At 73.0% G+C, this 16,531-nt stretch carries 18 protein-coding genes; 4 read left to right on the top strand and 14 right to left on the bottom strand.

The features are described from left to right. Positions 1 to 2: 2 nt before the first annotated feature. The 5 genes from paaE to paaA are packed head-to-tail and all read right to left on the bottom strand — an operon-like array spanning position 3 to position 3,652. Entirely contained in the window at positions 3 to 1,112 is a 1,110-nt protein-coding gene (gene paaE, locus ACLQ2X_RS17440) for a 1,2-phenylacetyl-CoA epoxidase subunit PaaE (RefSeq protein WP_425682085.1), read from the bottom strand. Next, positions 1,109 to 1,585, bottom strand: coding sequence for a 1,2-phenylacetyl-CoA epoxidase subunit PaaD (paaD, locus tag ACLQ2X_RS17435; RefSeq protein ID WP_425682084.1), 477 nt, complete (start codon positions 1,583 to 1,585; stop codon positions 1,109 to 1,111). The genes paaE and paaD overlap by 4 nt, the downstream gene beginning before the upstream one ends. Beyond that, entirely contained in the window at positions 1,582 to 2,304 is a 723-nt protein-coding gene (paaC, locus tag ACLQ2X_RS17430; protein WP_425682083.1) for a 1,2-phenylacetyl-CoA epoxidase subunit PaaC, read from the bottom strand. Before paaC ends, paaD begins: the two co-directional genes overlap by 4 nt. Further along, positions 2,301 to 2,588 carry a 1,2-phenylacetyl-CoA epoxidase subunit PaaB gene (paaB, locus tag ACLQ2X_RS17425; protein ID WP_425682082.1) on the bottom strand — a complete coding sequence of 96 codons (288 nt, stop codon included), beginning with the start codon at positions 2,586 to 2,588 and terminating at the stop codon, positions 2,301 to 2,303. Before paaB ends, paaC begins: the two co-directional genes overlap by 4 nt. After that, the gene (paaA, locus tag ACLQ2X_RS17420) at positions 2,585 to 3,652 is read right to left on the bottom strand and encodes a 1,2-phenylacetyl-CoA epoxidase subunit PaaA (protein WP_425682081.1); all 1,068 of its coding nucleotides are present in this window, start codon (positions 3,650 to 3,652) and stop codon (positions 2,585 to 2,587) included. The genes paaB and paaA overlap by 4 nt, the downstream gene beginning before the upstream one ends. A gap of 364 nt (positions 3,653 to 4,016) precedes the next feature. On the opposite strand from paaA, the gene ACLQ2X_RS17415 reads away from it, so the two are divergent. Further along, positions 4,017 to 4,997 (top strand): hypothetical protein, encoded by a 981-nt coding sequence (locus ACLQ2X_RS17415; protein WP_425682080.1) that lies wholly within the window; start codon positions 4,017 to 4,019, stop codon positions 4,995 to 4,997. Next, entirely contained in the window at positions 4,997 to 5,929 is a 933-nt protein-coding gene (locus tag ACLQ2X_RS17410) for a hypothetical protein (protein ID WP_425682079.1), read from the top strand. Before ACLQ2X_RS17415 ends, ACLQ2X_RS17410 begins: the two co-directional genes overlap by 1 nt. 16 nt (positions 5,930 to 5,945) lie before the next feature. On the opposite strand, the gene ACLQ2X_RS17405 is transcribed toward ACLQ2X_RS17410, so the two are convergent. The 3 genes from ACLQ2X_RS17405 to ACLQ2X_RS17395 form a co-directional block, all read right to left on the bottom strand. Next, positions 5,946 to 6,797: a menaquinone biosynthetic enzyme MqnA/MqnD family protein gene (locus ACLQ2X_RS17405; RefSeq protein ID WP_425682078.1), complete on the bottom strand. Its 852-nt coding sequence runs from the start codon at positions 6,795 to 6,797 to the stop codon at positions 5,946 to 5,948. Positions 6,798 to 7,010: 213 nt separating this feature from the next. Further along, entirely contained in the window at positions 7,011 to 8,270 is a 1,260-nt protein-coding gene (locus tag ACLQ2X_RS17400; protein WP_425682077.1) for an MFS transporter, read from the bottom strand. Between the two features lie 40 nt (positions 8,271 to 8,310). Continuing rightward, positions 8,311 to 8,892: an ArsR/SmtB family transcription factor gene (locus ACLQ2X_RS17395; protein WP_425682076.1), complete on the bottom strand. Its 582-nt coding sequence runs from the start codon at positions 8,890 to 8,892 to the stop codon at positions 8,311 to 8,313. A 258-nt stretch (positions 8,893 to 9,150) separates the two neighbouring features. Between ACLQ2X_RS17395 and ACLQ2X_RS17390 the strand changes: the two genes are divergently transcribed. Next, positions 9,151 to 11,223, top strand: a complete 2,073-nt coding sequence (locus tag ACLQ2X_RS17390) for a HelD family protein (RefSeq protein WP_425682075.1) — start codon at positions 9,151 to 9,153, stop codon at positions 11,221 to 11,223. 54 nt (positions 11,224 to 11,277) lie between these two features. On the opposite strand, the gene ACLQ2X_RS17385 is transcribed toward ACLQ2X_RS17390, so the two are convergent. Genes ACLQ2X_RS17385 through ACLQ2X_RS17370 form a run of 4 tightly spaced genes read right to left on the bottom strand, consistent with a single transcriptional unit; the run spans position 11,278 to position 13,510 of the window. Beyond that, positions 11,278 to 11,868: a hypothetical protein gene (locus ACLQ2X_RS17385; protein ID WP_425682074.1), complete on the bottom strand. Its 591-nt coding sequence runs from the start codon at positions 11,866 to 11,868 to the stop codon at positions 11,278 to 11,280. A gap of 4 nt (positions 11,869 to 11,872) precedes the next feature. Further along, positions 11,873 to 12,226: a YbaB/EbfC family nucleoid-associated protein gene (locus ACLQ2X_RS17380; RefSeq protein WP_425682073.1), complete on the bottom strand. Its 354-nt coding sequence runs from the start codon at positions 12,224 to 12,226 to the stop codon at positions 11,873 to 11,875. A 25-nt stretch (positions 12,227 to 12,251) separates the two neighbouring features. Continuing rightward, complete coding sequence (locus ACLQ2X_RS17375; RefSeq protein WP_425682072.1) at positions 12,252 to 13,178, bottom strand: WXG100 family type VII secretion target; 927 nt, start codon at positions 13,176 to 13,178, stop codon at positions 12,252 to 12,254. Between the two features lie 11 nt (positions 13,179 to 13,189). Then, positions 13,190 to 13,510 (bottom strand): type VII secretion target, encoded by a 321-nt coding sequence (locus tag ACLQ2X_RS17370; protein WP_425682071.1) that lies wholly within the window; start codon positions 13,508 to 13,510, stop codon positions 13,190 to 13,192. Between the two features lie 276 nt (positions 13,511 to 13,786). On the opposite strand from ACLQ2X_RS17370, the gene ACLQ2X_RS17365 reads away from it, so the two are divergent. Beyond that, positions 13,787 to 14,545 carry a VOC family protein gene (locus tag ACLQ2X_RS17365; RefSeq protein ID WP_425682070.1) on the top strand — a complete coding sequence of 253 codons (759 nt, stop codon included), beginning with the start codon at positions 13,787 to 13,789 and terminating at the stop codon, positions 14,543 to 14,545. A 56-nt stretch (positions 14,546 to 14,601) separates the two neighbouring features. Here the strand turns inward: ACLQ2X_RS17365 and ACLQ2X_RS17360 are convergent, their stop codons facing one another. Next, positions 14,602 to 15,381 carry an ABC transporter ATP-binding protein gene (locus ACLQ2X_RS17360; protein WP_425682069.1) on the bottom strand — a complete coding sequence of 260 codons (780 nt, stop codon included), beginning with the start codon at positions 15,379 to 15,381 and terminating at the stop codon, positions 14,602 to 14,604. Continuing rightward, entirely contained in the window at positions 15,378 to 16,529 is a 1,152-nt protein-coding gene (locus tag ACLQ2X_RS17355) for a FecCD family ABC transporter permease (protein WP_425682068.1), read from the bottom strand. Before ACLQ2X_RS17355 ends, ACLQ2X_RS17360 begins: the two co-directional genes overlap by 4 nt. Positions 16,530 to 16,531 lie beyond the last annotated feature (2 nt).

The following is a 16,531-nucleotide window of genomic DNA, read 5'->3' as shown; positions in this document are numbered from 1 at the left end:
CCCTACGCGTCGTAGTCGACCGTCAGCTCGTCGGTCACCGGGCTGGACTGGCAGGTCAGCACGTAACCGGCGGCCACCTCGTCCGGCTCCAGCGCGTAGTTGCGCGCCATCGTCACCTCACCCGAGGTCACCCGCCCCCGGCAGGTCGAGCAGACCCCGCCCTTGCAGGCGTACGGCAGCTCGCCGCGCACCCGCAGGGCAGCGTCCAGCACCCGCTCGTCCCGGCCCATCGTGAAGCGCGACGAACGCCCGTCCAGCACGATCGTCACCTCGGTGCCGGCACCGGGCCGGTCGGTCTCCCGGCGTACCGGCTCCGGCGGGGCGTCCACGTGGAAGAGCTCGGTGTGCACCGCCGCGTCCGGAACCCCCCGACCGGCCAGCACCGCCTTGGCGTCCACCACCATGCCGTACGGGCCGCAGAGGAACCACTCCGCGATGTCGTCCCCCGGCACGACGGTGTCCAGCAGCCGGGTCAGCCGGTCGGCGTCGACGCGCCCGGACAGCAACGCCGACTCGCCCATCTCGCGGGACAACACGTGCACCAGGTGCAGCCGGGTCGGATAGCGGTCCTTCAGGTCGGCCAACTCCTCGGCGAACATCACCGAGTTCGCCGTGCGGTTGCCGTACACCAGGGTGAACGTGCTCCCCGGCTCGACGGACAACGCGGTCGCGACCAGACCGAGCACCGGCGTGATGCCCGAGCCGGCGACCACCGCGCCGTACCGGCGGACCCGGTCCGGGGCGAACGCGGAGGTGAAGTGCCCCAGCGGGGGCAGCACCTCGACGGTGTCGCCGCCGCGCAGCGCCCCGCAGGCGTACCCGGAGAACGCACCGCCCGGGACCTCGCGCACCCCGATCCGCAACCGGCCGTGCCGGGCCAGCTCGCCAGGGGTGGAGCAGATCGAGTACGACCGCCGCACCTCCCCGCCGTCGCCGTCCGGAAGGCGGACCGTGAGGTGCTGCCCGGCGGAGAACGCGAACGTCTCCCGCAGCTCCTCCGGCACCGCGAACGTGATCGCCACCGAGTCGTCGGTGAGCCGGTCCACGGCGGCCACGGGCAGCGGGTGGAAGGCCGGCCGGCGGCGAACCGGCCGGGAGATCGTGACAGTCACAGCGCCTTCAGGTGGTCGAAGGGTTCGGAACAGGAACGGCAGCGCCACAGAGCCTTGCACGCGGTGGAACCGAATCGGCTGATCTGGCTGGTCTCCGGCGACCCGCAGCGGGGACAGCGGACGGCCAGGGTCAACGACACCACCCGGTCGTCGCCGCGCGGCGCCGGTGGGGCGATGCCGGCGGCGGCGAGCTTGGCCCGGCCGGCGTCGGAGATCCAGTCGGTGCTCCACGCCGGGCGGTACACCGTGCGGACCTCGGCGTCCGGGTGGCCGGCGGCGGCCAGCGCGCGACGGATGTCCGCCCGGATCACGTCCATCGCCGGGCAGCCCGTGTAGGTGGGAGTGATGGTGACCACGACCCGTCCGGTGCCGGGCTCCTCGTCGACGGCGCGCAGGATGCCCAGCTCGTCGATGGTGATGACGCGGATCTCCGGGTCCACCACCGCCGCCGCGGCTTCTCTCGCGCTACTCACCAGCGGGCTCCCGGGTGGGCGCGGTGCAACACCTGCATCTCGGCGAGCAGGTAGGAGAGGTGTTCGGTGTGCAGGCCGTCCCGGCCGCCACCCGGCGTCCAGGACACCTCGGGGCGGGTCAGCGTCGCCTCGTCGAGCACCGCGGTCACGGTGGCGTCGAAGTCGGCCCGCAGGGTGGCCGGGTCGACAGGCGCCGCCGGGGCCGGGGTGAACAACTCGTGGACGTACGGCCACACCTGGTCGACCGCGTCCTGCATCCGTCGGTGCGACTCCTCGGTGCCGTCACCGAGCCGCCTCACCCACAGCGAGGCGTGGTCCAGGTGGTACGCCGACTCCTTGCGCGCCTTGCCACCGATGGCGGCCAACCTGTCGTCGGCGCACTCGGCGAGCGCGGTGTACAGCGGCAGCTGCCACGCGGCCAGGAAGAACAACTTCGCCATGGTCACGCCGAAGTCGCCGTTGGGCAGCTCCACCAACAGGCAGTTGCGGAACTCGCGGTCGTCGCGGAGGTAGGCCAGGTCGTCCTCGTCCCGGCCCGCGCCCTCCCACTCCCCCGCGTACGTCAGCAGCAGGCGGGCCGCACCGAGCTGGTCGAGGGCGATGTTCGCCAGCGCGATGTCCTCCTCCATCTCCGGCGCGCGGGACGTCCACTCGCCGAGGCGCTGCGCCGCGATCAGTGCGTCGTCCCCGATGGCCAGCGCGAAGTCGAACCGACTCATAGGTGGGCCACCCCTTCGGGGACCTCGTAGAACGTGGGGTGTCGGTAGACCTTGTCGGCGGCGGGGTCGAAGAACGCGTCCTTCTCGTCCGGGCTGGACGCGGTGATCGCGCCGGCCGGGACCACCCAGATGGAGACGCCCTCCTGGCGGCGGGTGTAGAGGTCGCGGGCGTTGCGCAGGGCCAGCTCGGCGTCGGGGGCGTGCAGGCTGCCGACGTGGGTGTGCGACAGGCCACGCCGGGCCCGCACGAAGACCTCCCACAGGGGTGAGGGCTGACTGCTCATGCGGCCACCGTTTCCTTCCGCTCCGCCCGCTTCGCGGCGTACGCCGTAGCGGCCTCCCGTACCCAGGCGCCCTCGGTGTGGGCCCGCTGCCGGTGCGTCATGCGCTCCCGGTTGCACGGACCGTCACCCTTGATGACCCGCATCAGCTCGTCGTAGTCGGGCTGGGTGTAGTCGTACGCCTGCCGTTCGTCGTTCCAGCGCAGGTCCGGGTCGGGGAGGGTCAGGCCGAGCACCTCCGCCTGGCCGACGCACATGTCCACGAAACGCTGGCGCAGCTCGTCGTTGGAGAAACGCTTGATCTTCCAGGCCATGGACTGGCCGCTGTGCGTCGAGTCGCCGTCCGGCGGGCCGAACATCGCCAGTGACGGGTACCACCAGCGGTCCACCGAGTCCTGGGCCATCGCCTTCTGCGCCGGGGTGCCGTGCGCCAACGTGTGCAGGATCTCGTAGCCCTGCCGCTGGTGGAACGACTCCTCCTTGCAGACCCGGATCATCGCCCGCGCGTACGGGCCGTAGGAGCAGCGGCACAGCGGCACCTGGTTGACGATCGCGGCGCCGTCGACGAGCCAGCCGATGGCCCCCACGTCGGCCCAGGTCAGGGTGGGGTAGTTGAAGATCGAGCTGTACTTCTGCCGCCCGTTGAGCAGCAGCTCCACCAGCTCGTCGCGGCTGATCCCGAGCGTCTCGGCCGCCGCGTAGAGGTAGAGGCCGTGGCCCGCCTCGTCCTGCACCTTGGCCAGGAGGATGGCCTTGCGCTTGAGCGACGGCGCCCGGCTGATCCAGTTGCCCTCCGGCTGCATGCCGATGATCTCGGAGTGGGCGTGCTGGGCGATCTGCCGGATCAGTGTCTTGCGGTACGCCTCCGGCATCCAGTCCCGGGGCTCGATCTTCTGGTCGGCCTCGATCACGTCCGCGAAGTAGGACTCCAGGTCCTCGTCGGGCCCCGGGCCGCCGCGCCGGGCGCGGGCCGCCGCCTCACGCAGTGCGGCCTCGGCCGCCTCCACCTCGCCGAGCAGGCCGCCGCCCGGAGCGTCCTCGGGCGGGGCGAAGTCGTTGCCATACATGGAGCCAGTGTTACAGCTCGCCGCGATGTGCACCAGGGGCTGTAACAGGAATCGGAGCAACCTTCCGTTACCGGTCACGCACCTACGGTGGTGAATGTCAAGCAAGGACACGCCTGTGAGGTCGATCACTCTGCTGAGGAGGAACGCCTCAACGCGGTCATACCCGCTCGATACGGTGCCCACCCGACGCGTTGACGAGTGTCGAGAACTGGCGGAAGGTCGGTCCGGAAGTAGACTTCCCCGAGCAAGACGTTCGGCTGCCCAAGATCGTCAAGTTCGGCCACTTCCCCCGGCCGTCCGGCGATCTGGCCGAGCCATGCAGAAGCGCCGGTCCCCCCGGCCAGACATCTGGAGTTCACCACTCATGCGACCCCGCGTGACCCTGGTGCTGGCCATCGTGGCGATCCTCGTTGGCGGCGCCATGCTCGTGCCGGCTGCGTCCGCCACGCTCTCCGGCAGAGGTGACACCGGCGGCGCCGGCGGAGGCCAGCAGGTCCCGGCCCCGAGCCCGACCGCACCGGCACCTCCGACGCTGGCCGACGCGCCGGTGTCGGTGAACTTCAGGGGCGAGTTCTTCTCCTGGGCCCTGATGGACCACGCGACCGGCACGGTCACCGGCGCGAGCAACATGAGCCAGACCAGCTCCACGGAGTCGATGCTCAAGGCCTGGATCGTCGCGGACTACCTGCGCCACTTCGGCGACAAGAAGGTGCCCGCGGAGATGCAGAGGAACGCGAGCCTGGCCATCCGACTCAGCGACGACGACGGCGCGAACCGGGTCTACCGGGCAGCCGGTGGCTCCTACACGGCGCAGCCCGGCGGCCGACTCGACCCGGTCATCGCGCGGGCCGTCCGGATCTGCGGCCTCACCGACACCAGGCCCGGCAACGTGGCCTCGTACAAGGGCTGGTGGAGTTTCACCCAGATGTCCCCCCGCGACGCCGTCCGACTCGGCAACTGCATCGCCGACGGCCGCGCCGCCGGACCGAAGTGGACCCCCTGGCTACTCACCGAGATGAGCAAGGTCAGCGGCAGCGTCAAGGACCAGCAGGCGCGGTCGGGCGGTGGCCGGTGGGGGATCATCGACGGCCTGCCCCCCGCCATCAAGGCCCAGGGCCCGGTGAGCATCAAGAACGGCTGGACCCAACTCGCCTACGACGGCAACTGGCACGTGAACTGCCTGGCGGTCACGGAGAAGTGGAGCCTCGCGGTGATGATGCGGTACCCGGGCGCGGCGGGCCTGTCGTACGGCGCGAAGGTGTGCGCCGGCGTCGCCACCCAACTCGTCACGCCGCAGCCCGGCGCCGCGCTCAAGGTTCCGCAGCAGCCGGTCGGCAAGCTCTGATGGCCGGCACCCGGCGTCGACCCGGCAGCAACCGGCGTCCGCTCGCGTTCGGCGCCGTGGCCGTGGCCCTCGTCGGGCTGCTCGTGCTGTCCCTGCGGTTGGTTCCCGGTGCGCCGTTGCAACCCACCGCGAACTCGCGCCCCGCTCCGACGGCCGACCGGGGGGCGGCCCCGCCCACCGACCGCAACAGTCGGCCCACTCCCAGCCCGTCGTTGGAACCGCTGCCGTTCCAGGCCAGGGATCTGGACGACCTCGACATCGAGGGCTGGTATGCCTGGGCGGTCCTGGACAAGCGCACCGGCAAGGTCATCGGCTCGGCCGACATGGGCGAGACCAGCACGACCGCGTCCCTGATCAAGGCGTGGGTGGTCGCCGACTACCTGCGCCGCAGCGCCGAGGCGGGCAAGACCCCGGGCGCCGCGAAACTGGCCGACGCCACGAAGATCATCCGAGACAGCGACAACGCCCGCGCCCAGGACTTCTACGAGAGCGTGGGCGGCGTCGCGTCGATCAAGCGGCTGATCTCGATGTGCGGTCTGACCGACAGCAAACCCGCCGCGGACGGCGGCTGGAGCCGGACCGCGTTGTCCTCGCGGGACACCGCCCGACTCGGCCTCTGCATCGACAACGGCCGGGCCGCCGGGCCGAAGTGGACGAAGTGGCTGCTCGGCGAGATGCGCGAGGTACGCGGTGTCGGCGACTTCGGCATCCGCAAGGCGTTCCCGGCGGCCGAGCAGAAGAAGATCGCCATCAAGAACGGGTGGATCGACAGGCAGAAGGAAAAGGAATACCACGTCAACTGCCTGGCCGTCGGTGACACCTGGACGATGGGCGTGATGGTCCGCAGCCCGTTCGGCGTCGACGGTGGCTGGGAGTACGGCATGGACGCCTGCGAGCGGATCACCAAGGCGCTGCTGCGCCCGGCGGCCTGACCGCGTCCGCCCTCGATCAGCCCTGGAAGAACTCCGGGCCGCCGTCCGGCAGCGCCGGCACCTCCCCGTACGCGGCCGCCCGCCGGGCGAACTCGCGCAGACCGGCCACCTGCCGCTCACCGAGTGAGAAGTCGAGCGCCCGGAAGTAGGTCGCCAGCGTCGCCGCGTCGAACGGCTCCCAGCGGGCCGCCGCCTCGGCCACCTGGTCCAGCTCGGCCAGGCACAGGTCACGCGAGCGCAGGAACGCCTCGTGCACCTCCTTGACCAGCCCGGGGTGGGCGGCGGCGAAGTCGCGGCGTACCGCCCAGACGGCGAACACCATCGGCAGGCCGGTCCAGTCGTGCCACGCCTGCCCGAGGTCGGTCACCGCGAGTCCCTTGCCGGGCGCCTCGTACAGCGCGCGCAGCGCCACGTCGCCGATCAGCACACCGGCGTCCGCCTCCAGCAGCATCTGGGTCAGGTCCGGCGGGCAGCGGAAGTATTCCGGGTGTACACCGTGCCGCTCGGCCAGCAGGATCTGGGCCAGCAGCACCCCGGTACGCGAGGTGGAGCCCAGCGCCACCCGGGCGCCGTCCAGCTCGCCGAGCGGCCGGGTGGACACCACGTTCACCGAGAGCACCGGCCCGTCGCTGCCGACCGCCAGGCCGGGCAGGAGCAGCAGCTCGTCGGCGTGCTTGAGGAACTCCACGAGCGTGATCGGGCCGATGTCGAGGTCACCGGCGACCAGGTCGGCGCTGAGCCGGTCCGGTGAGTCCTTGTGCAGGTCCACGTCGATCAGCGCGCCGGACCGCATCAGCCCCCAGTAGATGGGCAGGCAGTTGAGGAACTGGATGTGCCCCACCCGAGGGCGGGCGATGCTGTCGACCATGCCCCGACCGTATCCCCGCCGCCGCCCCCGCGCTGCGCAGGGAGCCCTGCGAGTGGCCAACCCCGCACCCGAACGGCAAGGAAGGGCCCCTTCTTAACGCATTCGGTAGAGGCGGGGCCCCCTTTTAACACCGGCCGGTCCGAACGCGGCCCGCTCGACGCCCACCGGCCGGACGCGGGGACCGCCGACTCCCACCGGCCGGACGGGGACCGCCTAACCGCTCGCCGCGGGTGCGGGTGCGGGCTCGGCTGCGGGGGCGGGCCGGGCGGCGGCGCGGTCGGCGCGTACCGCACGGCGGACCGGCCAGACCAGCGCCACCACCGCCAGAAGGCCGACCACGCCGCACCCGGCGATCAGCGGCCGCGGGCCGGCCAGTTCCAGCAGCAGGCCGCCGACCAGGTAGCCGCCCATCGCCGCGCCCTGCGCAGCCGCGCCGAAGGCCGCGAAGGCGCGTCCCCGGGCGGCCTCCGGCACCCGGCGGGCCAGCAGCAGGTTGTTGAACACGTTGTCGCCGCCGTTACCCACGCCGCCGAGCAGCCAGATCGGCACGAGGAGCGACGCCGACGGCACCGCCGCGGAGGCGAGCACCGCCACGCAGCAGCCGCCGAGCAGCACCAGCCCGGCGCCGAGCAACGCACCGTCGTCGGCGAGTCGTCGAGCGACCGGCGCGAACAGCCACGCGCCGATCACGACGCCGAGCGTCCATGAGCCGGTGACCAGCCCGTACATGGTGGTGGAGCTGCCCAGGGTCTCCCGGATGAAGAACACCTCGATCACGTTCACCGCCCCGACCGCGCCGATGACCGCGGCCACACTGCCGACCATGGCCGTCAGCAGCGGGTCGCGCCGCAGCCTCCACGGGGGCGCCACGGCGGCGGCGGTGCCGACCGTCGCCCGGCGGCCGCCCCTGCGGGTACGGACGAACAGTCCGGCCGCCACCAGCGAGAGATAGCTGAGGGCGCCGAGGAGCAGCGGCGCCCGGGTGCCGAACTGGCCGACGAGCAGCCCGGCGAGTGCCGGTCCGGCGAGTGCGCCGAGCGTGCCCGCGGTCTGGTTCAGCGCGCCCGCCCTGGGCAGGTCCTCGGGCCGCACCATGACCGGCACCAGCGCGGAGATCGCCGGCTGGGTCACCGCGAGGCCGACGGCCAGCAGCGCCACCAGTGCGATCACCAGCATCGGGTCCGGGGCGTACGCGAGCGCCACACATGTCATGCCCTGGCCGGCCCCGGCCGCGATCAGCAGGACCCGGCTGTCCACCCGGTCGGCGAGCCGGCCGGTCAGCGGGGCGAGCGCCACGAGCGGCAGGGTCGCGGCGAGCAGCAGCCCGGAGACGGCGAGTCCACCGGCCCCGGCGGACTGGAGCGCCAGCGTGAGGGCGCTGGCGACCAGGAAGTTCCCGCAAGTGGAGATGCCGCGCGCGGTGGCCGCGAGCCAGACGTCCGGCCAACGCGAGGACCCAGATGCGAAAGACATACTTCGAAAATATTCCTTCACACCTCGCGGGCGCAACCCATCAGTCGATGGGCATCGCCCGGTACTGCGCCGCCACCGGGCGGACCCCGGCCGGCGGATCGGTGCGATTCCGTCGCCGGTACGGCTCCATCAGCGCCTGGACCGCCTGGTTCAGCTCGGCCAACTCCTCGGCGGTGACGAGCAGCATGCTGTCGCTGAACCAGGTCGCCTCGTACCACTCCTGCGGCTCGTCCCGTGCGCGACGCAACCAGTCCCGGACCCGCTGCGCGTCGCGGACCAGGTGTGCCTCGACCAGGGCCGCCTCGGCGGCACGCGCCTCCGGGTCGGCGTCCGGACCCACCTCGAACTGGTACGACGGGTTCACCGCCTGCCACACCCGCTCCCGCGCGTCACCCCGGCCCGGCGCCTGCCGGACCAGACCGAACTTCGCCAGCTCACGGAGGTGATAGCTGGTGGCACTCGGCGAGAGCCCGGCGATCTCGGCGCACTCCGTGGCCGTCGCACCGCCCTCCAGCGTGCCGAGATGTTCCATGATCGCCATGCGGGCCGGATGAGCCAGTGCCCGCATCACCTGCGGGTCGCTGATGGTCACCCGACGCTGGTGGGGCCGCGCCTCGGTCATGGCCCCATGATCCCGCCTCGGCGGCGACCGACGGCCATCGGCCAGGTCCCGGTCTGGAATCGCCCCCAGGAGAACGCCGCTTACCAGGATTCTCGTGGCGCTGGCATATTCGGTGGTACCGGCCATCGGATGGCCGTAGAGTCGAGGGCCGCCCGACGGCCGCGGTGAGCATGCACCGCAGCGGACGTCCCCGCGCCGGAGCAGGCCAACCGCCCCGGATACGCGAGCGAGTCACCTGTTGAGCCATCGGAGTTCACCGTGCCCGCAACCGAAGTTGACACCACCCCCGATCTCGACGCCGAACTGGCCGCCGAGCGCGCCCACCTCACCGCCTCCCGCGCCGCGCTGACCCGGATGCGGGAGCGCGCCGAGGCGCTGTTCGCCACCGGCGACAAGGTGGCCGGCGACTCGTACACCGCCGAGCAGCTCGGCCGGCACATGGCCCGGCGGGTCAAGGAACTGGCCGACGACCCCACCACGCCGCTGTTCTTCGGCCGACTGGACTTCGGCGGCAGCGCCGACTGCCCACCCGGCGGGCACACCGACCCGGACCACGCCGGGCGGGAATACCACGTCGGGCGGCGGCACGTCACCGACGAGCGGGGCGACCCGCTGGTGCTGGACTGGCGGGCCCCGGTCTCCCGGTCGTTCTACCGGGCCAGCGCACGGGACCCGCAGGGCGTCGCGGTGCGCCGCCGGTTCGGGTTCAGCGCCGGCACGCTGACCAGCTTCGAGGACGAGCACCTGGCCCGGGGCGAGGAACTCGGCACGGCCAGCCGCATCCTCACCGCCGAGATCGAACGCCCCCGCGTCGGCCCGATGCGCGACATCGTCGCCACCATCCAGCCCGAGCAGGACGAACTGGTCCGGGCCGACCTGGCCGACTCGATCTGCGTCCAGGGTGCCCCCGGCACCGGCAAGACAGCGGTCGGGTTGCACCGCGCCGCATACCTGCTCTATCTGCACCGGGAACGGCTGCGCCGCTCGGGCGTGCTTATCGTCGGACCGAACCGGGCATTCCTGTCGTACATCGCCGCGGTGCTGCCCGCGCTCGGCGAGGTCGAGGTCGCGCAGGCCACGGTCGAGGACCTGGTCGCGCGGGTGCCGGTGCGCGCGGTCGACGACCCGGCCACCGCCGCGCTCAAGCACGACATCCGGATGGCCGAGGTCCTGCGCCGGGCGGTGGACGCCCACATCGGTACGCCCACCGAGCCGATCATGGTGTCGGACGGCTCGTACCGGTGGCGGATCGGGCTCGACCCGCTGCACCGGCTGGTCACCGAGACCCGGCGGGAAGGACTGCCGTACGCCATCGGCCGGGACCGGGTCCGCGCCCGGGTGGTGGGGCTGCTGCAACGCCAGGCCGAGGCCCACCGGGCGGAGTCCCCCTCCGACGCCTGGCTGCGCCGGATGAGCCGGGCGAAACCGGTCACCGACCTGCTCGACCGGGTGTGGCCGGCGCTCACCCCGGACGGCCTGCTGCACCGGCTGCGCACCGACGCCGACGCGCTCGCCGCCGCTGCCGCCGGGCTGCTCACCGCCGAGGAGCAGGACCTGTTCCGCGCCGGCAAGGTGGGCCGCACCGCGAAGGCGACCCGGTGGACCGCCGCGGACGCGATGCTCGTCGACGAGGTCGCCGGGCTGCTGGACCGGCCCGCCGGCTTCGGCCACGTGGTGGTCGACGAGGCGCAGGACCTCTCCCCGATGCAGTGCCGAGCCATCGCCCGGCGCAGCGAACACGGCTCGATCACGCTCCTCGGTGACCTGGCGCAGGGCACCGCGCCCTGGGCCACGACCGACTGGCGGGCGTCCCTGACCCACCTGGGCAAGCCGGACGCCGTGGTGGTGCCGCTGAGCGTGGGCTTCCGGGTGCCGGCCGCCGTGGTGGCGTTCGCGAACCGGCTGTTGCCGGCGCTCGCCGTCGACGTGCCGCCGGCCCGGTCCCTGCGCCACGACGGCACGCTCGACGTGCGTACCGTCGAGGACCTGACGGCCGCGACGGTGGCCGAGGTGCGGGCGGCGCTGGCGTACGACGGTTCGGTCGGGGTGATCGCCGCCGACGACACGGTGGACCGGCTCCGCGCGGCGCTGGCCGAGGCGGGCGTCGACACCGCGACCGCCGACGACGTCGAGGCGGCGGCGCGCGTCACCGTGGTCCCGGCGACGCTGGTCAAGGGCCTGGAGTACGACCATGTGGTGGTCGTCGAACCGGCCGCGATCGTGGCCGCCGAGCCGCGTGGGCTGCACCGCCTCTATGTGGTGCTGACCCGGGCGGTGTCCCGGCTGACCGTGCTGCACCGCACGCCGCTGCCCGTACCGCTGGCCGGCTGACGCGGGTGGACCGCGGCGGCCGAGCGCGACACCTGTCGGCCGCCGCGACGCCGGTCAGCGGGTCAGCGCGGCGGCGACGTCCCGCAGCGGGCGGCCGGACTCGGCGATCGGCACGGTGAACGTCAGCCAGGAGCCGTCGGTGAAGTCGATGCGCAGCCGCTTCGGGTTGAGCCGGTGCCACCCGACCCGGGCCGACGCGATCTCCGCCCGCGACGCCGACCAGGCCACAGTGGTCTCGGCCAGCGCCCGCTCCTCGTCCGCGCGCCGGGCGAGGAGCTTGACCGGGCCGCTGCGGCAGACCACGAGCCGCCTGTCGGTCGCCGCGAGCACCGTGTGCCGGAGCACCACGTCAGGCGTGATCGCCCGGTGCATGCGGGAGGCTGCGGAGCCGGCGGCGCCACGACCGGCGATCCCCCAGCCGATCAGGTCGACCAGGCGGTCACCGGCGTCCCAGGTGACCACCGGCATGAGCACGTTCAGCAGCACCGACCCGACTGTCGGGCGGCCCGGGTCGGCGGTCGGCGTCGGCTCCGGTGGCGGTGGCGGGGTAAGGCCCCCGCCCACGTTGGCCTTGGCGTAGGCGAGCACACGCTCGCCCGGCCCGACGAGTCGGCTGATCGGTTCGGCGTACCCGCTTTCGTCCATCGGCTCAGTACCGGCCGTAGTCGTGACCGTCGTCGGCGGGGCGCTCCGCGGCCGGCGCGTTGCCCATCACCTCGCCGACGATCTCCCGCACCCGGGCGGCGGCGGCCTCCTGGGCCCGGTTCGCCGCCGAGGTGATCTCCTCAGCCAGCGTGTAGGAGTCGAGCCGCATGGCCCGCGCGTTGAGGTCGGTGGAGAGGATCTTGCCGTCGGCGGCGGCCACGACGGTGACCAGGCCGGAGTCGCTCACCCCTTCGGCGCTGCTCTGCTCCAGCTCGGCCATCCGCGCGCCGAGTTCGCGCTGCCACCCGTCCAGGTTGCGGGCCAGCGCCTCGATCCGGTCCAGGGCCGGGAACGTCATTGCCACCTCTCAGTTCAGAATCGAGTCAGGACAGAATCGAGTCGAAGACGTTCTGCACGCCCTTGGTGTACGGGCCGAGGTCGTCGCGGTAGGTGCCGTCGACCAGGTAGTTGCGGTCCTTGCGCCCGTCGGAGACGTCGTGCAGACCGACCCCGGTGTCCAGCAGCGCGCCGCCGATGCCGGGGATGTTCACCGGGGACGTCTGGTTGATGGCGAACTTGCCGGGGAACAGGATGGCGGCGCGCTTGGCCTTGAACAGCATCGCCTCCCTCGTGTAACCGGCCTTCTTGAACGCGCCGTACGCCTTCTTCATGTCCTTCACGTCCATCACCAGCCGGCGGTACTTCTGGAGCAGGTGGGCAACCTGGTACAGCCGGGTCGCCAGCGTGTGGAGGATGTCGGCGAACCGGGCGACGATCTTGACCATCCGGCCGACGACGGTGGCCAGCCGGGCCAGCACCCGCACGACCGTGGCGGCAAGCGTGACGCCGGCGCTGAGCACGGCCGCGACCGCGGCGATGATGACCTCGGTCAGGAACCAGAGCAGGAACTCCAGGATCAGCTCCACCAGCAGGTTGAACGCGTCGACGGCCGCGTTCGCCGCGTCGACGAGCACCTCCTTGGTGCCGTCCAGCCCTTCGGCCAGCTCATCCATCGCCGCCTCGATCGACGCCATCGTGGCGTGGAACTTCTCGGCCGCGTCGCCGTCCCAGGCGCCACGCAACCGGGCCCGATCGGCGACCTGGTCACCGGCGATCCGCCGGACCGCCTCCCCTGTGGTCAGCGCGAGCTGAGCCGCCTTCATCAGGTCGTCCGGCTCACCGGCGACCAGTTCCAGCAACTGCTCGAACGGCCACAGCACCGCGTTGGAGAGCGGCTTGAACGGGTCGGGGGTGCCGGACACGATCTGCTCGAAGTAGGTCTTGTTGCGCTGGAGCGCCTCGGTGCTCATCCCGCTCCCCCTCAGTCGCCCACGGTGAACATGCCGGTGTTCACACCGTCGGTGCCGTCGTAGGCGTCCGCGGTGTCGCTGATCCCCTCGGCGATCGTCAACATCATCTCGGTGCCGTCCAGCAGCCCTTGCAGGCACTCCTCGAACTGCTCCGCGTACGTGGCGGCGAGGCTGAACGACGCGGGCATCACACCGAAGGAGTGCCGGGCCACGTGGCCGTCGCTGAACAGCCGGTGCAGCTCACGGAACCGGCCGGCCCGGGCCCGGGAGGCGGCGGCGAACGCCCGCAACGCCTCCGGCTGAACGTCCAGATTCCTGCTCGGACTGGTCACAGGCCCTCCCCAGTGGCCGGTTGGAACTTCCACCGTCCGCGACGGCGGCCACCAGACTAGGGGATGCGCGCAGCTCTCACGGGGGTGATCGAACCGCCGGTGCCCGCCGCGACCGTCGGCCGGCGTACCGGCGGGGCGGGAATGCCGTTTCCGCCGACCGCCCGGCCCGGCGCCGGCCCTGCCTTTTGCCCGGTTTCGGCCCGGCGGTCGGCCCGGCGGTGCCACGATGCCGGCAGGGCGGGCCATCGGGTCCACCCCCGGTGGAAGGGGTCATCCGTGAACGGCGTCGAGCCCGGCACGCCCTGCTGGACGGACCTCGCCACCCCCGGCCTGCCGGACGCGCGACGCTTCTACCCCGAACTGTTCGGCTGGACCGGGGAGGTCTCCGCCGAACCGGACGCCGGCGGTTACACCGTCTTCCGCAAGGACGGCAGGACCGTCGCCGGCGCCGGGCCCCCGGCCACCCCGGACCAGGTGCCGGTCTGGTCCACCTACGTGGCCACCGACGACGCCGACCTGGCCGCGACCCGGGTCGAGGCCGCCGGCGGGCAGATCGTCGTCTCCCCCTTCGACGTCGCCGGGCAGGGCCGGATGGCGGTGCTCGCCGACCCGGCCGGCGCGGTGTTCAGCGTCTGGCAGCCGATGGCGACGCGCGGGGCCGAGCTGTACAACGCCCCCGGCGCGATGTGCTGGAACGAGCTGATCACCCCCGACCCGGACGGGGCCAGGGAGTTCTACGCGCTCGTGTTCGGCTGGCAGTCGGAGGAGCGCCCCACCGGGTCGGTGCCGTACACCGGGTGGCGGTGCGGCGCCCGCATCGTCGCCGGCATGGTGCCGCGGGCGCAGGCGCTGCCCACCGACCTGCCCGCGTACTGGGCGGTCTACTTCGGGGTGGACGACACCGACGTCGCCGCCGCCCGCACCGTCGAGCTGGGCGGCACTGTCCTCGTACCGCCCAGGGACAACCCGGCCGGCCGCAGCGCCGCGCTGCGTGATCCGCAGGGCGCTCTCTTCTCCGTCTCGACCCTGCGCTGACCGGCGCCCCGCCCGGCCGCACCACCGCGGCGGGGAGGCCGGGCGGGTGGACCGGGTCAGGACGGGCGGACGGGGACCACGAGGGGGCCGTGGTCACCGGGGATGACCCGCACCCGCGCCCGGTAGTGGCGCGCGAGCAGCGCCTCGGTGAGCACCTCCCCCGGTGGGCCGGCCGCCGCGACCCGGCCGTCGGCGAGCAGCACCAGGCGGTCGGCGTACTCGCCGGCGATGGAGAGGTCGTGCATGGTCGCGAGCACGGTGAGGCCGTGTGCGCGGCGAAGCTGGTCGACCAGCTCCAGCACCTCCTGCTGGTGGCCGATGTCCAACGCGCTCGTCGGCTCGTCGAGCAGCAGCAGGGTGGCGCCCTGGGCCAGCGCGCGGGCGAGGAAGACCCGCTGCCGTTCGCCGCCGGAGAGGGTGACCAGCTCGCGGCGGGCGAACGGGACCAGGTCGAGCCGTTCCAGCACCTCGTGCGCGGCGGTCAGGTCGGCGGCGGACTCGCGACCCAGCGGCGGACGGTACGGGGTGCGGCCGAGCAGCACGTAGTCGAAGACCGACATGCCGGCCGGCACCACCGGGGACTGGGCCACGGTGGCCACCACCCGGGCCCGGTCGCGGCGGCGGAGCGCGCCGATCGGCGTACCGAAGAGGTCCACCTCGCCCGGGCCGGTGAGCAGGCCACCGACGGCGCGCAGCAGGGTCGACTTGCCGGCGCCGTTGGGCCCGATGACGGTGACCCACTCGCCGGCGGCGACGGTCAGGTCGACGCCGGCCAGGACCGGGCTGCCCCCCAGCTCGATGCGCAGGTCGTGGACCCGCACCGCAGGGGCGTTCACATCGTCACCCGGCGGGCGGTACGCAGGATGAGGACGAAGAACGGGCCGCCGAGCAACGCGGTGACCACGCCGATCGGGATCTCGGCGGGCGCGGCGGCGGTGCGCGCGACCACGTCGGTGAGCGCCAGGAACGCGCCCCCGAACAGCATCGACAGCGGCAGGATCACCCGGTGGCTGGCCCCGGCGAGCAGCCGGATCGTGTGCGGCACGATGATGCCGACGAAGCCGATCAGCCCGGAGGCGGACACCGCGGCGGCGGTGCCCAGCGAGGCGGCGGCGATCAGCAGGTAGCGGGAGCGCTGCGGGTGCAGGCCGAGGCTGGTGGCCTCGTCGTCGCCGACGGAGAGCACGTCCAGCTCGCGGCGGTGCAGCAGCACCAGCACGGCGGTGAGCAGGAAGTACGGCAGGACGAGCCGGACGTCGTGCCAGCCGGCGGTGGCCAGCCGCCCGAGCAGCCAGGAGTAGACCTGCTGGATGTTGTCGGAGTGCTGTTGCAGCAGGTACGTCTGACCGGCGGCGAAGAACGCCGAGACGGCGACCCCGGCGAGGATCAGGGTGGCCGGGGACCTGTCGCGTCCGCCGGCCGCGCCGAGCAGGTACGTCAACGCGACGGCGCCGAGGGAACCGACGAACGCGGCGAGCGGGATGGTGATCGGCAGCCCGGTCAGCGCACCGCCCGCCCCGGCGCCGAGGACGATCGCCGCGGTGACCGCGAAGCCCGCGCCGGCCGCCACCCCGAGCAGGTACGGGTCGGCCAGCGGGTTGCGGAAGACGCCCTGGTAGCAGCCGCCGGCCAGGGCGAGGAGCGCGCCGACGAGCAGGCCGAGCACGACCCGGGGCAGCCGCAACTCGGTGATGATCGCGATCTCCCGCTCGGTGAGCCCGCTGTCCAGGTGTACCCCGGGCAGCAGGTTGAGCAGTTCAGCCGCGACGCTGCCGGCGGGCAGGCTGACCGGGCCGAGTGAGACGCCGGCCACCAGCGCGACGAGCACCGCCACCACACCGGCGAGCAGCCAGCGTTTGCGCAACCCGGCCGGCCGGGGCGGGGCGGCGGCGCGCGGGCCGGGCCCGGGCGGCCGGGCGCCCGGCCGGGACGCGTCGGGCGTCCCGGCCGGGTGCGGGGCGGGCTGCGCCTCTCGCGGGGCCACGG

It is taken from the genome of Micromonospora sp. DT31 (assembly GCF_049841795.1).
In the GTDB taxonomy this organism is placed as follows: Bacteria; Actinomycetota; Actinomycetes; order Mycobacteriales; family Micromonosporaceae; genus Micromonospora.
Note: the sequence above shows the minus strand (reverse complement) of the source record. Positions and strands in the feature narration are given on the sequence as shown.